Genomic DNA, 22,361 nt, shown 5'->3' with positions numbered 1-22,361 from the left:
TCGCCGCCTATTGGGCAGTGATCTCGACCGTCACCGTGTCTTCGTAGGCTCCAGCAAGTAAACCAGTGATTGACCCCGGCATAAAAACCGAAACGGGCGCCGTCTCACCCACGGTAATCGCCCCGAATGGCGCGACGGTCGTGGTCACCGGGGAGGTCAACTCGGTCGGTGCAAAGGCGAGCGGAGAAGCGCCACCGTGAGCAAATCTGTATGGGATGCGGTCGGATCCGCGAACAAGGGCTCCACCATTCTCGCTGGCGATCCGCCTGCTGAAACCGGCTACGCTGTTGCAGATATATGTGATCTCGCCCAGTCGCTGCGCCGATGACAGTGCCAGATCGACTGTCGTCACATCGGGGACGGCGCTGACCACTGTGCACGTCTCGTACGCCGTCGCACGAAGTTCGATGACGCCAGAGGACGATATTCCCAGCCCTGCCCCGACATCATAGGTCTGGGCGAGCGCCGGGCGTGCCGAGGAGAGCATGATCGTCAGGATTACGGAACAGCGAAAAATCATGGATGAGCCCGGCGGGTGGCGTCAGCTGACGCGAGCACGATGCAGGCTCAGTTCGCGCTGATCGTGAACGTCACCAAGTCTGTATAGCTGCCTGCGAACGCAGGGCCCGTGACAGCGCCGACGGAGATGTCGAGGCTGATGAACTGGGGAGTGACATAGGCGCTCGCGCCGCCGATCTCCGACGAGTTTACAGGCACGCCGAACCGGACGCCGCCCCAGGGGGATGAATTCATGGTGTAGGCGTAGAAAGAACCCGGCGCTTCAGTATTCACCAGTGCGCTCCCATTCGCGGAGCCTACCGTGGTTGTGAAACCTTGCGGGTCATTGCACTGGATCGTCACGCCGCCCACAGCTTGCGATCCCGAAGCCAGGTTTACGACTGCGTCACCCGTTGTAGCGATCGTGCAGATCGCCGGCACCACGCCGTTCACAGTCATGGAATCCGAGGACTGGGCATATGCCGGGGCGGCGAGCGCCGACAGCGCGGCGGCGACGATGAAGCGTTTGGCTGCGGTCATTCCAACATTCCATGCGCCACGGGGCGGCGCTCGTTCTCAAGGAACCGGGAGAATGAGGCGGCGCCGAAGCGCCGCCTCAACCCGACTTAGTTCGCGCTGATCGAGAAGGTGATCACGTCCGAGTAGGTGCCGGAGAAAGCCGGGCCGTTTTGGGCGCCGATGGCCACACCGAGGTTGACCACCTGCGGGTTGATCGCCCAGGCAGCGCCGCCCAGTCCACCGGCGTCGATGCTTTGCGTGGCTTGCGTCAGCGGGAAGTTGCCCGGCATGCCCTCGACCGTCAGAGTGTAGGCATACGACGAACCCGCAGCTTCGGTATTGACGAGCTTGCCGCCGTTGGCAGAGGACGCGCCGGCGGTGAAGCCTTGCGGGTCGTTGCACTGGATGGTCACGCCGCCGATGGCTTGCGACGAACCGCTGGCCAGGTTGACGGTCGCGTCGCCGGGAGCCTGGATCGAGCAGACGGCGGGGATCGAACCGTTGACGGTCATCGAATCGTTCTGGGCGAAAGCCGGAGCAGCGATAGCCGAAAGTGCGGCGGCGGCAACGAGAATGCTCTTCATGATAGTTATCCTTCAGCTCTTATTGGAGTCGTAGCCAATGGCTCGACGATAGGGTGATGGCGTTCGAGACTTCAGCTGATCGCAGGCATGAGTCATCATCCCCGAAATCAATGAAGCCATGCCCTGTCAGGCAGGAATAACTTCATCGCGTTTCGTCGGCGCGCTCTACAAGCTCGCCAGAACTGTCAGATGACTGGTATTCCCCGCGGCCCCCTCGGCCTTAACGACTTGTTAATAGACGTTCAGATTCTCGGAACGCAAGCGGAAAGAGCGCCGTTCGTTCAGTTTCAACCGCAGTAGTAGAATTTAACCACGCCTACCGTCGGACATTCGCCCAACAGGGGATTTTCCTCTGGTGGCCTGTGGGCCGTTCGTTCGAAGCGCTTGGAAGCGAACCCGCATGACCCGGGACAACCGCACACGCTTGGACAGCCCGGTCTTCGTTATCGGCGCCAGCCGCACCGCTTGAGCGGACCAAGCACAGGAGGCCCGAGGCGAGGTCCGCACCTCCCTTCACACCAGCCAGCACCGGACATTACGAGCGGCCGCTATGAGTCAGGAGCGGCCCTAAGCTGAGCGCAGTTGCTCGATGCGCCTCTGACCAGCAGCCTGCACCAAATCTCGCAGACTGACCGCCGCCGCCGTCAACGCGACCAGATCTTCCTGCGAGACGTCGAACTGATCCGAGTATCGCGCCTCTACGTAGGCGCGCTTTAGAAGTTCAAACCGACGCCGATCCGCCCTCGCCTCCCTGGGCCATGCCAGCGCCAGCGATTTATCAGCGTCTTCGGCGAGTGATCGGAGGAACTTGATGTTGTGCGACCGCGGAAAATAGAAGGTCTGAACCAGCAAGAAGCATGCGTAGGCGGCTTCAACGGCTTGGTGCAGATTAAACGCCGCGTTCCTTCTCCAAGACGATTTCTCGGCGCTTCTGGCCCTCGAGATTTCGGCCAGTTCAAGGAAGCGGTCGATGTCATCGCTTCTCGTCTCGAAATACTTCTCCGCCACCTGCAGCGCCTCGACCTTGGTCGGCGGCCGCGGCTCCGCCAGCGGATGCCCCGGGAGGTCGTAGAGCATCACCCCGTCGCGGTGGATGTCGGTCCAAAAATACTCGCCGCGCGACAGGCCCTGGTTCACCTCCGCCAGGGTGTGGACGATGATGTTCACCGTCCGTCCGACCGCCGAATCGCGCAGGATCTTGTCCTCGGCCACCCACCAGTAGTTGGCGATGTCGGTCAGCTTCGGATGGCTGACGATCACCAGCAGATCGAAGTCGGAGAGATAGCCGTTGTCCGGCTCGTCGACCCAGTCGTTGCGCGCATACGACCCGAACAGGATGATCTTGAGGATCTGGCCGCCCTTGCGCCATTCCGAGGTGCCGCCGGCGCCCTGTTTGATCGCCGCTTCGAACTCATTGAGCAGGATCGACCGGACGTGCGCAAGCTCGCCTTGTTGCTTCTCTGGCAGATGATCGAGGTCGGCTTTCACCAGCAGAGCTTACCCCGATTTGTCCGCGTCGCGGAGCCAAGCGCGGAATATATCTGCGTTGGCGGAATGCGTGGCATCCCGAGACTTGAACTTAAAAGGCTTTGGACAAGCCAAACTCAACCGCCATCCTGCGATAGTCATAGATACCAACAGTCGAGCTGTTGTCCTCGACGTTCAGCCGGATCGTCGGGCTCATGTCGGCGACAGTCAGGGCCCGAAGTGTTACGCCGGCCCGGGCCAGAACCATCCAATCCTTGCGCCGCTCGGGAAACAGGAAAAGCCTCTCATCGCCTTCTGTCCGCCGGGCGCCGACGGAGGCGAAGATCGTCCCCCAGTTCGTCTCCAGCCATGATCCCGCTGTCACCCCTCCCCCCCAGGTCGCGTAGCCCGGGTCTTCAGCGGACTGCCGGGTTCCTGAGATCGAGAGTGAAATCCCGCTCCGCGCGTCGAGCGCGCGTTCGTAGGACGCCGACGCATCATAGAGCCCTCCGTTCTGGAGCGCGTTCAGCTTGTAACTCGCTCGCGCTGCGCTGCCCGACACGACCAGTTGGGATCGCCCATCCAGGGGATGAACCCAGTCGACGGAGACGACATCGGTGCTGGCGTAGAGATCGCCCGCAAACCACCGGTAGGTCCGGCCGGCGGACGCGGTCACTCGATCCAGGCCGGCACGCCACTCCAGACCGAGGAGAGCAGACGCCGAAACATCGTTGAATCGCTTGTCGTCATAGACGTTCGACAGGGTCGAGACCCTCGGCACGACCGAGATTTGATCGGTGAGGCCCAGTCTTCCGTAGGCCTGACCGGCGACACGCAAGCCAAGGCCGGATTGCGCGCGAGCGTCCTCCGACAAGGTCAGTGGCGCAATGATGGTGTCCAGCGTTCGGGCCTGTGTGGCGCGGTTGATGTTGGTATCGGGCGCCAGGCCGATCTCGAATGACCCGCCGAGGCCCTTTGGCGAACGGATCGCGGCGGCGAATTGGTCGACCAGTGGGGCGGCGTCCGGGGGGATTCCTGTCGCACGGGCTTGCCTTAACTCCCTGCGAGCATCCGCCTCGCGACCCATCGCTGCGAACATACGCGCAAGTTCGAGCCGCGCGGCGATAGCGTCCGGCTTTTCGTCGAGCAACGCCCGGAAGGCGACGGCTGCGGCGTCGTAGCGACCGGCATCGGCCAGCAACAGCCCTTTCCGGTAGCGGGCCTCAGCGCGGATTTCGGGGTCCGGATCGCGGGAGAGAGCGTCATAAAGGACCGAGGCGTCTTCAACAGCACCCGCCGCTGCGCGCGCTTCGGCCAGTTGGAAAACCTGCGCTGGCGTGAGATCCGAGGGGGTATCCTGAGCCCAGACCGGCGAGGCTAAAAGGATCAACGCGGCAAACAGCAAATCCGCGCCTGTTCTCCATCGGACCACGTCCCCTGATGACCTCACCGACGACGTGCGACCGTAACCCCGCCGATGAGTGTACCACCGGCATGGACGCCTTCCGGGACCCGCAGATCGAAGTCCCCTCCGATTTCTTCCCCCGTGGGACCGTAGAAGCGGCTGATCAGTTCCCCGACATTCGCTCCGTTATATGTAATGGGCGCCAGGCTGGCCTTCGTCGAACCCAGCTGCCCAGTGAAGTCATAGCGACCGAAATCGATGACGCTGGACCCGCTTCTACCGTTCAGGGCAAGGTTCCCTGAATAGGCCTGATTGCTGAAATCGACGTTGAACACCGAGGAGCCTCGCACATCGTACTCAGTGCCGGTCGTCCGGTTGACACCGGCCCCGTAGACGACGCCCTCATACCGGGCGTTGCCGGTTCGCGTCGCGAGCAAACGCTCAGGCGTCTCGAGTCCGTAGACGAAGTGATGATACTGTTTGGTGGTTACGAACCCGCCACGTTCTGTGCTCTGCCACCGCCCAAGCGTGGCGTAGGTCAGCGCCAGTTCACTGTTCGCCGTTCCCACCCGATAGAGTTCCAGTCTGACGTCGCGGCCACCGAAGTTCTTCTCGTAGACCGTGAAGTTCGGGTCGGAGGAACTGACGATAGACGCCGTCGTAAACAGGCCTCCGGGCATATTGGAGATGCCCGGGCCAAAGCTGAAGTTGCCACTCGTGCGGTCCTCAAACTGACCGATCATTCGATAGGTGCGGGTGGTTACGCTGGTGTCGCCGTCAAATCGGTCAGCGAACAGGCCCATTCCTTGGGCGAAGAATAGTTGGGTGGTCACCAGATTTGTCATCGTGAGGTTCACTGCGGGACCCGTCCCGCGTTGGCCCGTAAAGCTGCCAGCGACGGTGGCGCCGTCACGGTTGCTCGCGCTGAAACTCGCGCCAAGTTCCTCCGCTCCCGGACCATAGAACCGGCCCGAGAGGGACCCCGTGAGGTTTGCGTTTCGACTTCCGGCGGTGACTGCGCCGGAGAAGGTCCCGTCTCCGCTCGATAGGAGCCCGGCCCCGTTGAGTTCGATGCCCCCACCCCCGACCGAAGCTCCCGTCAGCAGGGCGGTCTCGGTCAAATAGGTCTTGGTCGAGAAGACACCCGCCATGAAATCAACGTCGAAGGTTCCTCGTCCCTCCAGAACACTGGGTTCGAAACCGGGGACCGTCGACGCGCCAAAGACGTCAATGGCGAAGTTGGCGCGTCCCGTGCGCGGCATTGATGCCGCGCCGGTGTCCAAGCCGTAGACGAACGTAGACAGAAGATCATTCTGGCGGTCGCCCGTGACGCTCGATCTCTGCCAGTATCCCAGGCCGACATAGCGATTGCTGGTTCCGCCGGAATACGGCGTCGTGACGAGCGTGAGCAGGTCCCGGGTTCCACCGCTTTCCTTGCCGAAGCGAACCTCTCCGTTCGCATTCGTGATGATGTCACCCGGAGCGAACGCCTGCGAGCGGCCGTCGACAGAGACGGAATAGGTTCGATTGGCGGCATTGTAGGCGATCGACAGGGTGGAGGGCGCGCCGCCACTGCTGACCGTCGTATTCGAGGTGAGATTGAAGACGCTCTGTGAGCTCGCGGCGGGGCCGACGAAGGTCTGATCAAGCGTCAGATTGGCGATATCCGAGTTCGTCGGAGGCGGCGGGGGCGGAGGTGGAGGAGGAGGAGGCGTGACGACGCCCCCGCCGGTACCTCCGCCACCTCCACCTCCGCCACAGGCGGCAAGCCCCGCCGCACACAGGGCGATTACAACCAGATTCCGCATACGTGACCTGCTCCCTCTCCAGAGGAGAGGGTTTGGCCATTCCACCTTGGGTGGTCAAGTCAGAATTCGGAAGTCGGTTAGCTCTCAGGCCCGCTTCGCCGCCGCCGCCGCCGCCTCTTCCCGCGGCAGGACATGCCGGAAGTTCGTAACCGCCACCGGCCACGTCTCGAGCAGCCTGCGCGCCAGCGGCGAACCCGTCTCGACCGCATGCCGGGCGACCAGATCGTGCAGCCGCTGTCCCGCCTCGCCCATGACCGCGCCCAGCACCACCGAGCCTGCATTGACGCGCAGATGCGCCGTGCCTTCCGGATCGTGCACGAACGCCTCGCCGCCGCTCATGCCCGCGCCGAAGTTCCAGCCGGTCGAGCCCAGAACCACAACCGCGCCGCCCGTCATGTATTCGCAGCCGTGGGTGCCGCAGCCCTCGATGACCGCCGTGGCGCCCGAGTTGCGAACCGCGAACCGCTCGCCCGCCGCGCCGGCCGCGAACAGCCGACCCGAGGTAGCGCCGAACAGGCAGGTGTTGCCGATGACCGCCGCGCCGGCCTGCCAGTTCGGCGGCCGGACCACGATCTCGGCGCCGGACAGGCCCTTGCCGACATAGTCGTTGGCCTCGCCGTCCAGCTCGATCTTCAGCCCCTTCATGCCCCACGCGGCCAACGACTGGCCCGCCGGCCCGCGCAGGTTCAGGGTCAGATGGCCATCGGGCAGGTCTGAGCCATAGCGGCGCACGATGTGCGACGAGATGCGCGTGCCGATGGTCCGCTGGGTGTTGGCGACCGAATAGGTCAGCTGCATCTTCTCGCGACGTTCGAGGAAGGGCGCGGCGTCCTTCACGATGCGGGCGTCCAGCGCATCGGGTACGGGATTGCGCGGCGCGTCGGCCGCCATGCGCTGGTCGCCTTCGCCGACGCGGACCAGCAGCGGGTTCAGATCGAGATCGTCGAGGTGGTCGCTCCCTCGCGAGACCTGATGCAGCAGATCGGTGCGGCCCACCGCCTCGTTCAGCGAGCGCAGGCCCATGGACGCCAGAACCTCGCGCGTCTCCTCGGCGATGAAGCTGAACAGGTTGACCACCTTGTCCGCCGTGCCGGTGAACATGGCGCGCAGGCGTTCGTCCTGCACGCAGACGCCGACGGGGCAGGTGTTGGAATGGCACTGGCGCACCATCAGGCAGCCGACGGCGATCAGGCTGGCGGTGCCGATGCCGAACTCCTCGGCGCCCAGCGCGGCGGCGACGACCACGTCGCGACCGGTCTTGATGCCGCCGTCGGTGCGCAACCGCACGTGACCGCGCAGGCCGTTAAGGCTCAGCACCTGATGCGCCTCGGACAGGCCCAGCTCCCAGGGCATGCCGGCGTGCTTGATCGAGCCCATGGCCGAGGCGCCGGTGCCGCCGTTGTGACCGGCGACCAGAATGGTGTCGGCCTTGGCCTTGGCGACGCCGGCCGCGACCGCGCCGATGCCGGACTGGGCCACCAGCTTGACCGTCACCCGCGCGTCCGGATTGATCTGCTTCAGGTCGTAGATGAGCTGGGCCAGATCCTCGATCGAATAGATGTCATGGTGCGGCGGGGGGCTGATCAGGCCCACGCCCGGCGTCGAGTGACGCATGCGGGCGATGAACTCGGTGACCTTGAAGCCGGGCAGCTGGCCGCCCTCGCCGGGCTTGGCGCCCTGGGCCACCTTGATCTCGATCTCGCGGCACTGGTTCAGATATTCGGCCGTGACGCCGAACCGGCCCGACGCGATCTGCTTGACCGCAGAATTCGGGTTGTCGCCGTTCGGACGCGGGTGATAGCGCTCGGGATCCTCGCCGCCCTCGCCAGAGACCGAACGCGCGCCGATGCGGTTCATGGCGATGTTCAGGGTCTCGTGCGCCTCGGGCGACAGCGCGCCCAGCGACATGCCGGGGGTGACGAACCGCTTGCGGATTTCGTTGACGCTCTCGACCTCCTCGATCGGGATCGGCGCGGCCTCGCGGAAGTCGAGCAGATCACGCAGCGCGATCGGCGGCAGCTCGCGGGCACGGCGGCTGTACGCCTTGAACCGCTTGTAGTCGCCGCGCGTGGTGGCGTCCTGCAGGCGGTGGATCATCTCGGCGTCCCAGGCGTGGGTCTCCTCGCCCGCACGGATCCGGTGCGCGCCGCCGATGCGCAACGCCGGCCGCGAGACGGCGAAGCCCCGCTCGGCCCGCCCCGCCGCCTGAATCTCCAGACCCGCCAGACCCACGCCGGAGATGCGTGACGTGACCCCGGGGAAGAACTCCGCGACCAGCGCGCGCGACAGGCCCAGCGCCTCGAATTCGCAGGCGCCGCGATAGGCCGAGATGACCGAGATGCCCTTCTTGGCCAGGATCTTCATCAACCCGGCCTCGACCGCCGCCTTGTGGTTCAGACAGGCGTCGCGAAGAGTCAGGCCCGGATAGCGGCCGCCGTCCAGCCGCTCGAGGAAGGTTTCCTGCGCCAGCCATGCGTTGACGGCCGTAGCGCCGACCCCGACCAGAACGGCGAAGGCATGGGCGTCTATGGCTTCGGCCGAGCGCACGACCAGCGACGAAAAGGTGCGCAGCCCCTCCTCCACCAGCCGGCCATGCACGGCGGCGGTGGCGAGGATCATCGGGATCAGCGGACGCCCCTCTCCCGCCCGCTCGTCGGTCAGGACGATCAGGCCAGCGCCGCCGCGCGCCGCCGCCACCGCCTCGTCCCGGATGCGGTCCAGCGCGGTCTGCAGGGCCTCGCCCCGGGTCGAGCCGACCTCGGGCGTCGGGAAGGTGCAGTCGATGACGGTGGTCGACCCGGCGCCGACGACGTCCAGCATCCGCTCGTACATGCCGGTGGTCAGGACCGGGCTGTCCAGCACGAAGACCCGCGTCTGGGTCTCGTCCTGCGCGAGGATGTTGCCGAGGTTCTTGAACCGTGTCCGCAGGCTCATCGAGCCGGCCTCGCGCAGGCTGTCGATCGGCGGATTGGTGACCTGTGCGAAGGCCTGACGGAAATAGTGGGCGAAGGGCCGCGACTGGGCCGACAGTACGGCAGGCGGCGCGTCGTCTCCCATGGAGCCGACGGCCTCCTTGCCCTCACCAGCCATGGGATCCAGCAGGGAGTCGATGTCTTCCTGTGTCCAGCCGACGGCGGCCTGGAAGCGGGTCAGGGGCTCGCCGGACAGCTTGCGCGGTTCGGCGCCGGGGCCGATCAGCGGCTCCAGCTCGACCATGTTGGACAGCCATTCGCGGTAGGGGTGCTCGCCCGCCAGCCGGTCGATGGTCTCGGCCTCGTCGAACAGCCGGCCGGCCTCGAGATCGATCGAGATCATCCGGCCGCCGTTGATGTGCAGGCGCCGCGCGATGCGGTCGTCGGGCACGCCGGTCATGCCGGCCTCGGAGCCGCAGATCAGCAGACCGTCGGTCGTTTCGGCGGCGCGCAGGGGACGCAGGCCGTTGCGGTCCTTGCCCGCCACAACCCAGCGGCCGTCGGTGGCGCAGATGGCGGCCGGACCATCCCATGGCTCCATCACCGCATTGCAGTAGGCGTAGAGGGCGCGATGGTCGTCAGAGATCACGCCCTCGATCGGCGCCTCGGGAATCAACAGCGCCTTCACCATCGGCGCGGGCCGGCCGGCGCGGACGAGCACCTCGAAGACATTGTCCAGCGCAGCGGAGTCCGAGCCCCCCGGCTGGATCACCGGCTTGACCACCCCGTCGTCCGACCCGAAGGCCTCGGCCGTCATGCGAATCTCGTGGCTGCGCATCCAGTTGGCGTTGCCGCGCAGGGTGTTGATCTCGCCGTTGTGAGCCAGCATCCGGAACGGCTGGGCCAGCCGCCATTCGGGGAAGGTGTTGGTCGAATAGCGCTGGTGGAACAGGGCGACGTTGGCCTCGACCCGCGGGTCGGCGAGGTCCGGATAGAAGTCGGCCAGCGCCTCGGCCAGCATCATCCCCTTATAGATCACCGACCGCGCGGACAGGGAGCAAACGTAGAAGTGGGCCAGCCCCGCCTTGGTCGCCCGCGCCTCGATCCGGCGGCGCAGCAGGTAGAGCGCCCGCTCCAGATCCTCGCCCTCCAGGCCCTCGGGCGCGGCCAGCATGATCTGCTCGATCTCGGGCCGCGTCGCCGAGGCGCGCTCGCCCAGCACCTCGACCCGGGTCGGCACCTGACGCCAGCCGTACAGCCAGAAGCCGGCGGCCAGCACCTCGCGCTCGACGATGGTTCGCGCGGCCTCCTGCGCGCCCAGATCGACGCGGGGCAGGAAGACCATGCCGACGGCAAGCGGGGTCGCGCGCGGCTCATGCCCCGCGTCGCGGACCTGCGCCTCGAAGAAGGCGCGCGGCAATCCGATCAGCAGTCCGGCGCCGTCGCCCGACTTCCCGTCGGCGTCGACCGCGCCCCGGTGCCAGATGGCGGACAGGGACTTGATGGCCAGATCGACCACCTCGCGGCGCGGCTTGCCGTCAATGGCGGCGACCAGACCGACGCCGCACGCGTCGCGTTCCGACGCCGGGTCGTAGGCGTTTCCCTCGATCAGCTTTCGCCGATCGGCCTCATACTTCAGGACATCGAAGGTCATGCCGCGACCTTCCGGCGCGAGGCCAGCCAGGCGTCGATCTCGGCCGCCGCATCCTGTCCATCCCGCACGGCCCAGACCACCAGCGAGGCGCCGCGCACGATGTCCCCGGCGGCGAAGACCCCCTCCAGCGTCGTCGCCTTGGTGTGGCCGGCGGTGCGGATCGTCCGCCAGTCGGTCAGGGCCAGATCGGGCTCGTCGAACAGGCCGGGCATGTCCTCGGGCTCGAAGCCCAGCGCCTCGATCACCAGATCGGCCGCCACATCGAACTCGCCGCCCGGAACCGCCTCGACCGACCAGCGGCCGTCGGCGCCTTGAGCGGCCAGCGCCATCCGCTGGGCGCGTACGCCCGCCGCCTGTCCGGCTTCCCCCAGCACAGCGCGAGGGGCGGCCAGCCATTCGAACACGACGCCCTCCTCCTCGGCGTTGGCGACTTCACGGGCGCTGCCCGGCATGTTCTCGCGGTCTCGCCGGTACAGGCAGGTGACCGAGGTCGCGCCCTGACGGACGGCGGTGCGGACGCAGTCCATCGCCGTATCGCCGCCGCCCACGACGACGACCCGCTTGCCCGCGGCGTTCAGCTGGCCCTCGTCATACGCGGGCACGGCGTCGCCAAACCCCTTGCGGTTGGAGGCGATCAGATAGTCCAGCGCCGCGACCACGCCGTCGGAGCCGCAGCCCGGCGCCGTCAGCCGGCGCGCCTGATAGACGCCCGTCGCCACCAGCACCGCATCGTGGGCGGCGCGCACCTCGGCGAACGGCAGATCGCCCCCGACATCAACGCCCAGCCGGAACTCGACCCCGCCCTCGGCCAGTCTGTCCGTCCGGCGCGCGACGACGTGCTTCTCCAGCTTGAAGCCGGGGATGCCGTAGGTCAGCAGGCCGCCGGGCCGGTCGTGACGGTCATAGATGGTCACCGCATGCCCCGCCGACCGCAGGCGATCCGCCGCCGCGATCCCGGCCGGTCCCGCGCCGACGATGCCGACGGACAACCCAGTCTCGACCCGCGGCCGGATCGGCGCGACCCAGCCGTTCTCGAACGCCATGTCCCCCAGCCAGCGCTCGACCGAACCGATGGTGACCGTCTCCCAGCCCGACTGTTCCAGCGTGCAGGAGCCTTCGCACAGCCGGTCCTGCGGACAGATGCGGCCGCAGATTTCGGGCAGGGTCGAGGTCGCCTCGGACTGACGCCAGGCCTCCTCGTGACGGCCCTCGGCGGCGAGGCGCAGCCAGTCGGGGATGTTGTTTTCGAGCGGACACCCCGACTGACAGAACGGCACCCCGCACTGGGCGCAGCGGCTGGACTGCTGATCGCCTGACGTGACCGTGAAGTCCGCATAGATCTCTCCGAAATCGCGCACGCGTTCGGCCGCCGGCGTCTTGGCCGGGCCGCTGCGTGCGGTGATGACGAAGGTTTGGTTCGCGGACGCCACTGAAGTTCCTTTCGGGGAGATCTATCGTCTAGGATCGCCAGCAGCGCTTGGCAACTTTTGTGCGCGAAATGCGCATAGTGCACGGCTAATCGAAAAAACAAACCGGCAGAGCAGTGCTTTTCAGCACGACTCTGCCGGTTCTGGGTTCGGCCGTCGTATCCTCAGAAGAGGAACTCCAGACCTCCGACGATACGATCGTCCGACAGGGGGCCGTCCACGTCGGTGTCGTGGTAGCGCACGTCGATCGCCACGTGATCGGTCAGGGCGTAGGCCACGCCGGCGTTCCAGGTCGTGTAGTCGTCATTGACGTCGAGCCACTGCTTGCCGACCGCGCCGGACACCGTCCACTTGTCGGCCGGTGTTAAGGCGACGTTCGCCTCCGCGTAGGTCGCCTCGTCGTCCACGCCGAAGAAGTCGTTTGAATAGTAGGCCACGACGCCGATGGTCGCCGGACCGACCGCGCGCGAGGCTGCGGCCTTGAACTCCACGTAGTTGTAGTCGACGCCCGTCGGCGGCCCGGCATACAGATAGCCCACCACGCCAAGGTCGATGGCGAAGCCCGCGGCCTCGGTGCGGAAGCCTCCGTAGACGTCGAACTCGGCATCAGTCTCATCACCGAAGTCGACGTTGGACGCCCAGGCGCCGGCGTAGAAGCTGCCGAACGTCCCGTCGACGCCGCCCTGCAGCGCCGGATCCTGGTTGGTCTGGCTGAAGCCGCGGAAAACGTAGTCGCTGACGACGCCTACATTGAAGGTCACATCGACGTCCGAATCCTGGGCGCTGGCGGCCCCGGCGGTAAACAGCGCGGCCATGGCGGCCGCCGCTGCGAAAGCGATCCTCATCTTCTTATCCCCTTGTTTTCGATGATGTTCACGCATGCATACTGAAGGGCCGGGACGGCGGAGAGAGGACACCGCCCCGGCGACCACCCGACGTCAGACGCTTTCCAGCGCCTCTCCGTGCAGGTGGGTGTCCAGACCTTCTTCCTCCTGCTCTGCGGTGACCCGCAGGCCGGTGGTGAACTTGCAGATCAGCAGGATCACGAAGGTGCCGATGGCGCTGTAGCCGATGGTCCAGAGCAGCCCGACCAGCTGGGTCCAGACGTTGGCGCCCTCCGACAGGCTGTTGATCGTGGTCGTGGCGAAGACGCCGGTCAGAAGCGCGCCGGCCAGACCACCCGCGCCGTGGATGCCGAAGGCGTCCAGGCTGTCGTCGTACTTGAGCAGCTTCTTGATCCAGACCGAGGCGGCGTAGCAGACCGGGCCGGCGATCAGACCGATGATCACGGCGCCTTTCGGATCGACGAAGCCGGCCGCCGGGGTGATGGCCACCAGACCGGCGACGACGCCCGACAGCATGCCGATCAGCGACACCTTCTTCTTCTCGATCACCTCGACCAGCTTCCACGACAGGGCGCCAGCGGCGGCGGCCAGAACGGTGTTGATCAGGGCGGCGCCGGCGAGCGCATTCGCGGCGCCCGCCGAACCGGCGTTGAACCCGATCCAGCCGACCAGCAGCAGCGAGGCGCCGATCATGGTCAGCACCGGATTGTGCGGGTTCATCGGCGAGAGGCCATAGCCGTTCCGCGCGCCAAGGAAGAGGGCGCAGACCAGACCCGCGACACCGGAGTTCACGTGCACGACGGCGCCGCCGGCGAAGTCCAGCACGCCGCTGGTGCCGAGGAAGCCTCCGCCCCAGACCCAGTGGGCGATCGGCGCATAGACGATCAGCGACCACAGGAAGGTGAACAGCAGCAGGCCGGAATACTTCAGCCGCTCGGCGAAGGCGCCGGTGACCAGCGCCGGGGTGATGATGGCGAAGGTCAGCTGGAAGCTGAGGAAGATGAACTCGGGAATGCCGGGCAGCAGTCTGTGCGCCGTCTCCAGCGTCACGCCGTTGAGGAAGACGGCGTCGAGGCTGCCGATCCAGGCGTTCGCGGCTTCACTGCCGTTGGTGCCGAAGGCGATGGTGTAGCCGGCGATGAACCAGGCGAGAGTGACCACCGAGAAGACGCCCACCGACTGGGTGATGGTGGCGATGACATTCTTGCGGCGCACCATGCCGCCGTAGAACAGGGCCAGTCCGGGCAGGGTCATCAGCATGACCAGCGCAGTCGACGTCCCCAGCCAGGCGGTCCCGGCGCCGTCCAGTTCCAGCGCCGCCTGATGCGGCAGCAGCGCCGGCGTGGACGCCGCGGCCGCGCCCGCAAGGCCGGTGGCGAGGAGGCTTATGGCGCCCCCGATACACATACGAAGTCGAGTCATTCCCGATCCCCCAAGGATGTCGTTACGCAAGTGCGAACTGTTTAACGCATTTGCGAAATGCGCAAGTGGGCGGAGGATGATTTGTGGACACGTCATGCTCAAAAGCGATATTTCACGACATGATGAGGCATGACACCGCAGGACATTACGCTCACAGCGCATGTTCATTGCATGTGCGTTCACGCTCGAGCAATTCGCGACCGCAGCAAGTTTCGGGGATTGACGGGGCGTGTCCCCTTCGTCACGGTAGGAGCACTCATCAAGACCGGCTGAGGGATTAGGCCCTTTGACGCCGGGGCAACCTTCCTTGGATCCACCCGATCCAAGGAGATGGTGCCAACTCCTGCGGGGCGTCTTCGGAAGCCGCGAGAGATGAGTGAAGCGATGGACCCCTCGGGTCCCTGCGACTTCACGGGTCTTTCACCGCACGACTTGGCCGCCCCGTCCGCGCTCTTCGATGATCGAGGAGCGGACCTGTGGCGTCCACGGAATGGCCCATCGACGAAGCGCCCGGCGAGGATGTGCGCGCGGCGATTCCGGCCGACTTCCGACTGGGCTCCGGCGAGCGTCTTGAAGCGACTGAGGTCGTCGGCCGCCTGCACGGCGCCGAACGCGGACCGCTGGTCGTCGTCGCCGGCGGCATCTCCAGCGGCCGCTTCGCCGCGCGCTGGTGGTCCTGGGCCGTCCGCGCCGGAGGCCCCGTCGATCTCAACCGCGTGCGGGTTCTGGCCTTCGACTTCCTGCCCGGACGGGACGAAGCCGGCGTGACCCTGACCACTCAGGATCAGGCCCGGCTGCTGGCTGTCCTGCTCGATGCGATCGGCGAGCCGACGATCGACGCCTTCGTCGGCGCCTCCTACGGCGGCTGCGTCGGCCTCGCCTTCGCCGAACTGTTTCCGGAGAGCATCGGTGAACTGGTCGCCGTCTCCGCCGCCCACCGCAGCCATCCGGCGGCCACCGCCTGGCGCGGCGTGCAACGCCGGCTGCTGGCCTTCGCCCGCGACTGCGGCCGCGAGGCCGAAGGGATTGCGCTGGCTCGCGAGCTGGCCATGACCACCTATCGCACCTCCGAAGAGTTCGCCCTGCGCTTCAACACGGCCGCCCCCGAAGCCGCCGGCGGGGCCTACCCGGTCTGTGACTATCTGATCGCGCGCGGCGGGGCCTATGCCGACGTCACCAGCGCCGACCGCTGGATCACCCTATCGGACTCGCTGGACCGCCACGCCGTCGCGCCCGAGGCCATCCGCTGCCCCCTGACCGTCATCGGCTTCACCTCCGACCGGCTGGTCCCGTTCGAGGACAGCCGCGAACTGGCCGACCGCGCGCCCAACCTGCGCCGTCTGATCGAGGCCCCCTCGATCTTCGGTCACGACGCCTTCCTGAAGGAGCGCGACCTTGTAGGCCGCGCCCTGCACGACGCCCTTTCTTCCCTGCCCGCCTTCAACGCCCGCGAGATCGCCGCATGAGCCGTTCGGAAACACCCCACCCCTGTACGACCGCCGCCCGTCACGGCGTGGACACCGATCCCGCCCACGGCGCGGTGATGCCGCCCCTGTACCTGTCGTCGAACTACAGCTTCGACGGCCTCGACGGTAAGCGGAAGTACGACTACTCGCGCTCAGGCAACCCAACTCGCGACGTGCTAGCCGAGACGCTGGCCCAGCTGGAGGGCGGTTGCGGCGCCGTGGTCACCGCCACCGGCATGGCCGCGGTCGATCTGGCCCTGTCATCGCTGGAGCCCGGCGACCTGCTGATCGCCCCGCACGACCTGTACGGCGGCACCCATCGCCTGCTGTGCGCCCGCGCGCGTCGCAATCACTTCGACGTCCAGTTCGTCGATCAGGGCGACGCCGCCGCGCTGGACGCCGCCTTCGCGCTGAACCCCAAACTGATCCTGATCGAGACGCCCTCGAACCCTCTGCTGCGCGTCGTCGACATCGCCGACATCTGCGCGCGCGCCCACGCCGTCGGCTGCAAGGCGGCGGTGGACAACACCTTCCTGTCGCCGGCCCTCCAGACCCCGATCGCGCTGGGAGCCGATCTTGTGATCCACTCGACCACCAAATACATCAACGGCCACTCCGACGTCGTCGGCGGCTGCGTGGTCGCGCGTGATCCCGCCGACCTCGAACAGCTGACCTGGTGGGCCAACTGCCTTGGCGTCACCGGCTCCCCATTCGACGCCTACCTGACCCTCCGCGGCGTCCGCACACTCTTCGCCCGCATCGAGCGCCAGCAGGCCACGGCGCAGACGATCGCCGAATGGCTCGAGGTGCATCCCGCCGTGAAGAGCGTCAACTATCCCGGCCTGAAGAGCCACCCGAACTATGCGTTGGCCGCGCGTCAGCAGAAGGGCTTCGGTGCCATGCTGAGCTTCGAGCTGGCCGACATCGACGCGGTGCGGGCGTTCGTCAGCGGGCTGGAGGTGTTCACGCTGGCGGAGTCGTTGGGCGGCGTCGAAAGCCTGGTGGCGCACCCGGCGCTGATGACGCACGCGGCCATGACGCCGGAGGCGCGCGCGACGGCTGGGATTTCGGACGGGCTGGTTCGGCTGTCGGTGGGGCTGGAGCACCCGGAGGATCTGGTACGGGATCTGGCTGGAGGACTGGCTAGTGCTATCACGCAAAGCACCCCGATTTATTCAGCCGCCTAGCTTCCGCTGGGCCCATCGTTTCTCAGTGGGTGGGCCCGCTGATGCCAACGCCACGCCGTAGAAATGATGTTTTCCAACGAGGAATGCTTGGTCACGAAGCCTAGGCGATCAATCGCTAACGTCGGGTCGGCAACCAGCCTTGCCGGGTCGCCAACGCGGCGTGCGCCGGTCGGAGTGCTGAGATCTCGTCCAGTCGCCCGTCGGATCTCTCGCAGAATCTCGCCAACTGAATAACCCTCGCCTGTTCCCAGGTTGAACTCGCCGCCCGCCTCCCCGCGAAGGAGCGCCTCGGCGGCGAGAACGTGCGCATGCGCGAGATCACAAACGTGGATGTAGTCTCGGATCGCGGTCCCGTCAGGAGTCGGGAAGTCGGCCCCGTAGATTTGGAAGTCGCCTACATAACCCTGCAGCGCCATCATCGCGCGCGGAATCAGATGGGTCTCGGCCTCCCTGAACTCGCCGATCTCAGAGTGAGGATCAGCGCCTGAAGCGTTGAAGTATCTGAGGCTTATCGCACGCAACAGGCCTGCGGCCGAGTGATCGCGCAGGATTTGCTCGCACATGAGCTTGGAGTGACCATAAACGTTCACTGGTCGAGTAGCCGCATCCTCGGAGATGGGAACCTGATCGGGTTCGCCGTAGACGGCAGCCGTGCTTGAAAAAACGATAGCCTCACACCCAGTTTCGACCATAGCGTCAAGCAAACTAATAAGCCCGCCAACGTTGTTACCGTAGTAGGCGGAGGGCTGCCTTCCTGAATCTCCAACCGACGATAGTGCGGCAAAGTGTATAACCGCTTGAACGTCGTGGTCACGAATAGCGGCCGCGACCTGCTCAGATTTGCGTGTATCTCCGACGACCAGAGGACCCCACTTAACGAACTCCGCTGAGCCGAGAGTCAGGTTATCGAACGCAACGGGTGTGAAGCCCGCCTGGGCGAGCGCCTTGCAGGTGTGGGAGCCGATATAGCCGGCACCGCCGGTAACGAGAACCGATCGATTCAAAACGGCTTCTCCAATGCAGGGCCAAGCCCGATCTACCTCTCCCCGGCCTGCCACTGCAAGTCGGCTGCTGTTGGTGGAGAAACCTCCGGAGACCTTCAGTCATGTCATCGACTGGCCATTGTTGAGGGGGACAAAACTTGAGAAATGAGACGTCATAGCCCTTGTAGTGAGCCGACGCGCGACGCGGGTCGCTGCTCGCCGCAGCCAACTCGCCGACGTATTATCAATGGGGCCACATCAGCGCTTTTCGCGATCCCCCTTCGCTTTTCAATAAGCGATCCCGCTGAGTTGTTCGTGAAAGAATCAGCGCCTGGGCCCATCCTCCCGAGATTCCGAACAAGAGGCGATCTGGCAAGCGCACGGATCGGGGCGGCGCATAACCTCGTGACGACCGCAGCTTACGCCGTCCCAAGGGACGGTGGCGGGGCGATCTGGCGGCGGGTTAGTTCAGCGCCAGAACATCTCGCAAGGATACAGACGTTAGACGGTTCTTGGTGGGAGATCGCTAGTCGTCCACTGACTCCGCAAATGTTCGGTGCAACCGGCGGATTAAACGATAGTCCAGCGTGCAAGCTCTGTTGCGAAGCTGCCATCGCGCTTAAGATTCCGGTGTTCGTTCCGAACCTATACCCTTTCTACAGCGTTCCTGACGGATTTTGCGAAGTCGCTCCCGCCGCGGGCGATGAGCTGGAGATTTTGTCCGATGGTGCTGAGTTGCGGGCTACCGCAGACCGGACCGTCGACATCCTAAGTTTCGCGGGCGATTTTATTTTTCCGACACCACCTAAAGTGGGGCGGAGGACGCGCCTCTCACTATCGGGCCTGGTTCTCGATGGGAGGGGCGTCCCCGAGCAGTGGAGCGAGACTGATTACGGCATCCTGCGCCGTGTCGGCGCTGTAAACTCTTCCGCCGAGCATTTCGAAATGCGGCACTGCAAGATCCGCAATTTCTACGGCCACGGCGTTCGAGCGATCGGGACGCAATCCTCTACCATTGAGCACTGCTCTGCCGAAAACGTGGGCGGGCACTGGTACGCCTACGACACTTATGACGCTTTTGGTGACGCGTTCTATCACGCCTACGCCCAAGACGGCGCGGAGATCCGTATCCAGCATTCACCAATGACCGGATACCCGGAAAAATATAGCCGCGCTGGATGCGTATTCGAGTTCTCGTCGGCTAGATATGAGGCGATTATCGAGGATAGCCCAATTGTAGGGTACGAGCGATCCGTGCATGTTGAGGAACAGGGTTCAAAGATAAGTTTGCGAATCCACCGGTCCCACATGAGCCGAACACGTGTAGGACTTTTTATTCTAGGCGATGAGATGAGTGATGCTCGGGTCGAGCTTGTAGACACTTATATTGACTACGCTGACGGCGACTATGGCGGACAAAGCCTTGTGTCGAATCAAAGCTCCGCTGCCTTGGCCATTGAACGGGTGGCGATGCGCGCCACAAAGCAGCCTTTCCTTGCACGCTTCGGTCCCAGAACGACGCTCCGGGACTGCATCATCGATTGGAATGGTCTGCCCGGAGCAATCGAGCTCTCATCCATTTCCGCAGTCCGCACGACCTTTCGAGGAATTAGAGCGAACGGAAGTGCGCATACTTCGCGCGTGGCGCTCCGGGCGATCGAGTGTCGTTTCGAAGGCGATCCAGGCGCGTTATTTCTAGATAGCGCTGACGGAGCAAATTGGGTCGCAGAAAATAGCTTTAGCTCTGGACCAGTCGTGAGGGCGAACATTGGCCCTGAGTGGCGGGGACAATACGGGACCCTGCCTATCCGCGCCCCGATAGATCCCCTTGCGCGCTCGGTCGCCGCAGAAAGTTAGGGTTGTCTGCCCACCGGAGGAGCTTTAGGAGCCGGGCGAGGCTGCAGCCTCAGTTGAGGCTTGATCGATGAAGATACTCGTCTGCGGCGGAAACCCAGCGATGCTGCCGCATTTCCGCGGTCCGGTTCTGACAGAACTTGCCGCCCAAGGCCATGAAATCGTTGCCGTAGGTGGTTGGGCTAACGATGCCGCTGAAGCTCAGTTAAACGAGATGGGCGTACGCTATCGTACCTGGCCAATCGTGCCGACGGGTCTAAACCCTTTGGCCGATGCGGTTGCAGTGCGACATCTGATTAAAATCTGCCGCGAAGAGCGGCCGGATGTCTTCTTCGGGTACGCCCTCAAGCCCGGAATGTACGGCGCCATCGCGGCTCGGGTCGCACATGTACCCCGGCGGGTCGTCTTGATCGAGGGTCTCGGCTACGCCTTCGGTCGAGGCAGGGAACTGAAGCGCCTGGTTGCGCGAGCTTTTGCTGAACTCGTCTTTAAGATTGGGCTGCGGGCCACGCACCATCTTGTGGTGCTAAACCGTGACGATGAACTGTTCTTCAGACGTCGAGCCCGGTCACTTCCAATAACACGTATGCCCGGGATAGGCGTCGACCTATCCAACTTTCGTCCCGCAAAGTGGCCCGCAGGCCCCATGACATTTGTCATGATTTCTCGACTGCTGCGGGATAAAGGCGTCGGAATATTTGTAGAGACTGCTCGCCGCGTTAGGAAAAGACATGACGGCGTACGTTTTCTGCTGGTTGGTCCTTGGGATCCTAGTCCCAACGGCTTTACTGAGAATGAGGTCAGCCAGTGGCGTAGGCAGGGCTGGGTGGACTATGTCGGAGCGCAGTCGGACGTCAGGCCTTTCCTTGCTCAGGCGCATGCATTGGTTCTCCCCTCCTCTTATCGCGAAGGTTTACCTGCAACTCTAATGGAAGCCGCCGCTAGCGGACGTGCAGTTATCACTACCGATGGCCCCGGTTGCAGGGACGGCGTTTTGCCGGGACAGACAGGATTGCTGCTCCAGCGGCCCACCGTTGAAAACTTGGAGGAAGCGATCGAGACATTGATCGACAATCCGCAGGCCGCTGAAAAGATGGCGCTCAATGCCCGATCTTTCGCCGAAGACAACTTTGATGTGGCCGATCATGCCCGCAATTTAGCCCATCTACTTACCGCGACGGGTGATGCTCCAGCCCAATCTGTCGGCTAAAGAATGTCTCCGGTTCATTCCGCCCCGAGGCAGTTAGACGCGCGTTAAAGCCGCTAGCTATTGCTGTCGAACGATCATTGCAATCTTGCGAAGTAGGCCGGGCTACGCCACTGAGTCGATCTGGAATCAGTCTATCTACCTCGACTTCTTACTAGAGCGCGCGGGTCGTGTAGGTAAGGGAGGTTGCCAAAGATGAGATGACAGCCGCCTTCGCCGGTCGCCTCGTCATTGGCGGCCGCCGCGTTTAGGCCGGTCTTGAGGCTGCGGGACGATGGTCGAAAATACTGCGCCAAGCCCGAAAGCCGTCAGGAGCGAGACCACGTATCCCAGCAGAGATGCGGCATGACCTGCGCACCGCGGACAAGGGCGGATCCTTTTAGCTGGATTGCCGCCAGAACGCGGGCGGGCTAATGACGCGACATGACAACAGAGCAGATCAACTCGCCGTCCTACTGGGAAAAGCGCTTCGCGACTGGGGACTGGCAAACCCATCGCGGCTCTTGGCAGACGACCGAGTTTGCTAAGGCTCAGGTCAAGCGGTTTGGCATCCCCGCCGATTTCGATGGCACTATCGTCGACTTCGGCTGCGCAACGGGAGACGCTTTCCCAGTGTACCGCGAGGCATATCCTAAGGCGAAGCTCGTCGGCGTAGACATATCCAACTCTGCTACCGATGAGGCTCGCCGCAAGTATGGGGAGTTCGCGACCTTCATTGCGGGTGGTGTGGAAGCTGTCCCGGCATCTGACGTGATTATCGCCTCAAACGTTCTCGAACACCTCGACGATGATCTGGCCATCGCGACTGAGCTGCGCCTGAAGTCCCAGAGACTTTTCATCGTCGTGCCGTATCGGGAAGCCCCACTCGACCTTGAGCATGTTCGCTCTTACGAGGCTGACCGTTTTGACAGCCTCGGCCCAAAGCGGCACGTCATCTACTATTGCGTTGGCTGGACGGAGTTTGGCCGCGGCCTCATCCGCAAGGCCGTTAAAAACGTTGGGCGGATTTTCAGGGCTCAACCAGTCTATCCGGTGAACCGGCAGATCATGTTCGAGTTCTAGGCGTCGATGGCCCCGAAGGGCTTCCACCTTCTCGGCGCACGGCCGGCACGCGAAGCCACCC

Annotated in this window: 16 protein-coding genes and 1 riboswitch; of the genes, 5 read left to right on the top strand and 11 right to left on the bottom strand. The window is 64.6% G+C overall.

Features of this window, described 5'->3' with window-relative positions; translation table 11 throughout:
- Positions 1-7: 7 nt before the first annotated feature.
- The 10 genes from ACIQC9_RS00530 to ACIQC9_RS00485 all read right to left on the bottom strand — a co-directional run bounded on the left by ACIQC9_RS00530 (position 8) and on the right by ACIQC9_RS00485 (position 14,541).
- Entirely contained in the window at positions 8-520 is a 513-nt protein-coding gene (locus ACIQC9_RS00530) for a hypothetical protein (protein ID WP_400611590.1), read from the bottom strand.
- Positions 521-567: 47 nt separating this feature from the next.
- Entirely contained in the window at positions 568-1,038 is a 471-nt protein-coding gene (locus ACIQC9_RS00525) for a hypothetical protein (protein WP_400611588.1), read from the bottom strand.
- A gap of 86 nt (positions 1,039-1,124) precedes the next feature.
- The gene (locus ACIQC9_RS00520) at positions 1,125-1,601 is read right to left on the bottom strand and encodes a hypothetical protein (RefSeq protein WP_400611586.1); all 477 of its coding nucleotides are present in this window, start codon (positions 1,599-1,601) and stop codon (positions 1,125-1,127) included.
- A 567-nt stretch (positions 1,602-2,168) separates the two neighbouring features.
- Positions 2,169-3,089 carry a HEPN domain-containing protein gene (locus ACIQC9_RS00515; RefSeq protein WP_400611584.1) on the bottom strand — a complete coding sequence of 307 codons (921 nt, stop codon included), beginning with the start codon at positions 3,087-3,089 and terminating at the stop codon, positions 2,169-2,171.
- A gap of 91 nt (positions 3,090-3,180) precedes the next feature.
- A complete protein-coding gene (locus ACIQC9_RS00510; protein WP_400611582.1) occupies positions 3,181-4,473 on the bottom strand; it encodes a surface lipoprotein assembly modifier in 1,293 nt (430 codons plus the stop codon).
- 41 nt (positions 4,474-4,514) lie between these two features.
- Positions 4,515-6,281, bottom strand: coding sequence for a transferrin-binding protein-like solute binding protein (locus tag ACIQC9_RS00505; RefSeq protein ID WP_400611580.1), 1,767 nt, complete (start codon positions 6,279-6,281; stop codon positions 4,515-4,517).
- Between the two features lie 84 nt (positions 6,282-6,365).
- On the bottom strand, positions 6,366-10,847 hold the full coding sequence (gene gltB / locus ACIQC9_RS00500; RefSeq protein ID WP_400611578.1) for a glutamate synthase large subunit: 4,482 nt from the start codon (positions 10,845-10,847) through the stop codon (positions 6,366-6,368).
- Positions 10,844-12,277 carry an NAD(P)-dependent oxidoreductase gene (locus ACIQC9_RS00495; protein WP_400611576.1) on the bottom strand — a complete coding sequence of 478 codons (1,434 nt, stop codon included), beginning with the start codon at positions 12,275-12,277 and terminating at the stop codon, positions 10,844-10,846. The genes gltB and ACIQC9_RS00495 overlap by 4 nt, the downstream gene beginning before the upstream one ends.
- Before the next feature lie 161 nt (positions 12,278-12,438).
- Positions 12,439-13,119 (bottom strand): TorF family putative porin, encoded by a 681-nt coding sequence (locus ACIQC9_RS00490; protein WP_400611574.1) that lies wholly within the window; start codon positions 13,117-13,119, stop codon positions 12,439-12,441.
- Between the two features lie 93 nt (positions 13,120-13,212).
- Positions 13,213-14,541 (bottom strand): ammonium transporter, encoded by a 1,329-nt coding sequence (locus ACIQC9_RS00485; RefSeq protein WP_400611572.1) that lies wholly within the window; start codon positions 14,539-14,541, stop codon positions 13,213-13,215.
- 253 nt (positions 14,542-14,794) lie between these two features.
- Positions 14,795-14,920: riboswitch (SAM riboswitch) on the top strand.
- Between the two features lie 97 nt (positions 14,921-15,017).
- Between ACIQC9_RS00485 and ACIQC9_RS00480 the strand changes: the two genes are divergently transcribed.
- Both ACIQC9_RS00480 and metB read left to right on the top strand, forming a co-directional pair.
- On the top strand, positions 15,018-16,007 hold the full coding sequence (locus ACIQC9_RS00480; RefSeq protein WP_400611570.1) for a homoserine O-succinyltransferase: 990 nt from the start codon (positions 15,018-15,020) through the stop codon (positions 16,005-16,007).
- Positions 16,004-17,194 carry a cystathionine gamma-synthase gene (gene metB / locus ACIQC9_RS00475; protein ID WP_400611568.1) on the top strand — a complete coding sequence of 397 codons (1,191 nt, stop codon included), beginning with the start codon at positions 16,004-16,006 and terminating at the stop codon, positions 17,192-17,194. The genes ACIQC9_RS00480 and metB overlap by 4 nt, the downstream gene beginning before the upstream one ends.
- On the opposite strand, the gene galE is transcribed toward metB, so the two are convergent.
- The gene (gene galE, locus ACIQC9_RS00470) at positions 17,191-18,198 is read right to left on the bottom strand and encodes a UDP-glucose 4-epimerase GalE (RefSeq protein ID WP_400611566.1); all 1,008 of its coding nucleotides are present in this window, start codon (positions 18,196-18,198) and stop codon (positions 17,191-17,193) included. The genes metB and galE overlap by 4 nt on opposite strands.
- Positions 18,199-18,726: 528 nt before the next feature.
- Here galE and ACIQC9_RS00465 point away from each other — a divergent pair.
- The 3 genes from ACIQC9_RS00465 to ACIQC9_RS00455 all read left to right on the top strand — a co-directional run bounded on the left by ACIQC9_RS00465 (position 18,727) and on the right by ACIQC9_RS00455 (position 22,300).
- Complete coding sequence (locus ACIQC9_RS00465; RefSeq protein WP_400611564.1) at positions 18,727-20,034, top strand: hypothetical protein; 1,308 nt, start codon at positions 18,727-18,729, stop codon at positions 20,032-20,034.
- Positions 20,035-20,101: 67 nt separating this feature from the next.
- Positions 20,102-21,241, top strand: a complete 1,140-nt coding sequence (locus ACIQC9_RS00460; protein WP_400611562.1) for a glycosyltransferase family 4 protein — start codon at positions 20,102-20,104, stop codon at positions 21,239-21,241.
- Positions 21,242-21,661: 420 nt separating this feature from the next.
- Positions 21,662-22,300 carry a class I SAM-dependent methyltransferase gene (locus tag ACIQC9_RS00455; RefSeq protein WP_400611560.1) on the top strand — a complete coding sequence of 213 codons (639 nt, stop codon included), beginning with the start codon at positions 21,662-21,664 and terminating at the stop codon, positions 22,298-22,300.
- Positions 22,301-22,361: the final 61 nt, after the last annotated feature.

The sequence above is a fragment of the Brevundimonas sp. NPDC092305 genome (assembly GCF_044755415.1).
Lineage (GTDB): Bacteria > Pseudomonadota > Alphaproteobacteria > Caulobacterales > Caulobacteraceae > Brevundimonas.
This window is presented reverse-complemented; position numbering and strand designations above follow the sequence as displayed.

What these genes read in the sequence shown, in the direction of transcription:
- ACIQC9_RS00505 (WP_400611580.1), bottom strand. Translation starts at nt 6,281, where the DNA reads ATGCGGAATCTGGTTGTAATCGCCCTGTGTGCGGCGGGGCTTGCCGCC.
- gltB (WP_400611578.1), bottom strand. Translation starts at nt 10,847, where the DNA reads ATGACCTTCGATGTCCTGAAGTATGAGGCCGATCGGCGAAAGCTGATC.
- ACIQC9_RS00525 (WP_400611588.1), bottom strand. Translation starts at nt 1,038, where the DNA reads ATGACCGCAGCCAAACGCTTCATCGTCGCCGCCGCGCTGTCGGCGCTC.
- ACIQC9_RS00530 (WP_400611590.1), bottom strand. Translation starts at nt 520, where the DNA reads ATGATTTTTCGCTGTTCCGTAATCCTGACGATCATGCTCTCCTCGGCA.
- ACIQC9_RS00455 (WP_400611560.1), top strand. Translation starts at nt 21,662, where the DNA reads ATGACAACAGAGCAGATCAACTCGCCGTCCTACTGGGAAAAGCGCTTC.
- metB (WP_400611568.1), top strand. Translation starts at nt 16,004, where the DNA reads ATGAGCCGTTCGGAAACACCCCACCCCTGTACGACCGCCGCCCGTCAC.
- ACIQC9_RS00485 (WP_400611572.1), bottom strand. Translation starts at nt 14,541, where the DNA reads ATGACTCGACTTCGTATGTGTATCGGGGGCGCCATAAGCCTCCTCGCC.
- ACIQC9_RS00460 (WP_400611562.1), top strand. Translation starts at nt 20,102, where the DNA reads ATGAAGATACTCGTCTGCGGCGGAAACCCAGCGATGCTGCCGCATTTC.
- ACIQC9_RS00520 (WP_400611586.1), bottom strand. Translation starts at nt 1,601, where the DNA reads ATGAAGAGCATTCTCGTTGCCGCCGCCGCACTTTCGGCTATCGCTGCT.
- ACIQC9_RS00490 (WP_400611574.1), bottom strand. Translation starts at nt 13,119, where the DNA reads ATGAGGATCGCTTTCGCAGCGGCGGCCGCCATGGCCGCGCTGTTTACC.
- ACIQC9_RS00465 (WP_400611564.1), top strand. Translation starts at nt 18,727, where the DNA reads ATGTTCGGTGCAACCGGCGGATTAAACGATAGTCCAGCGTGCAAGCTC.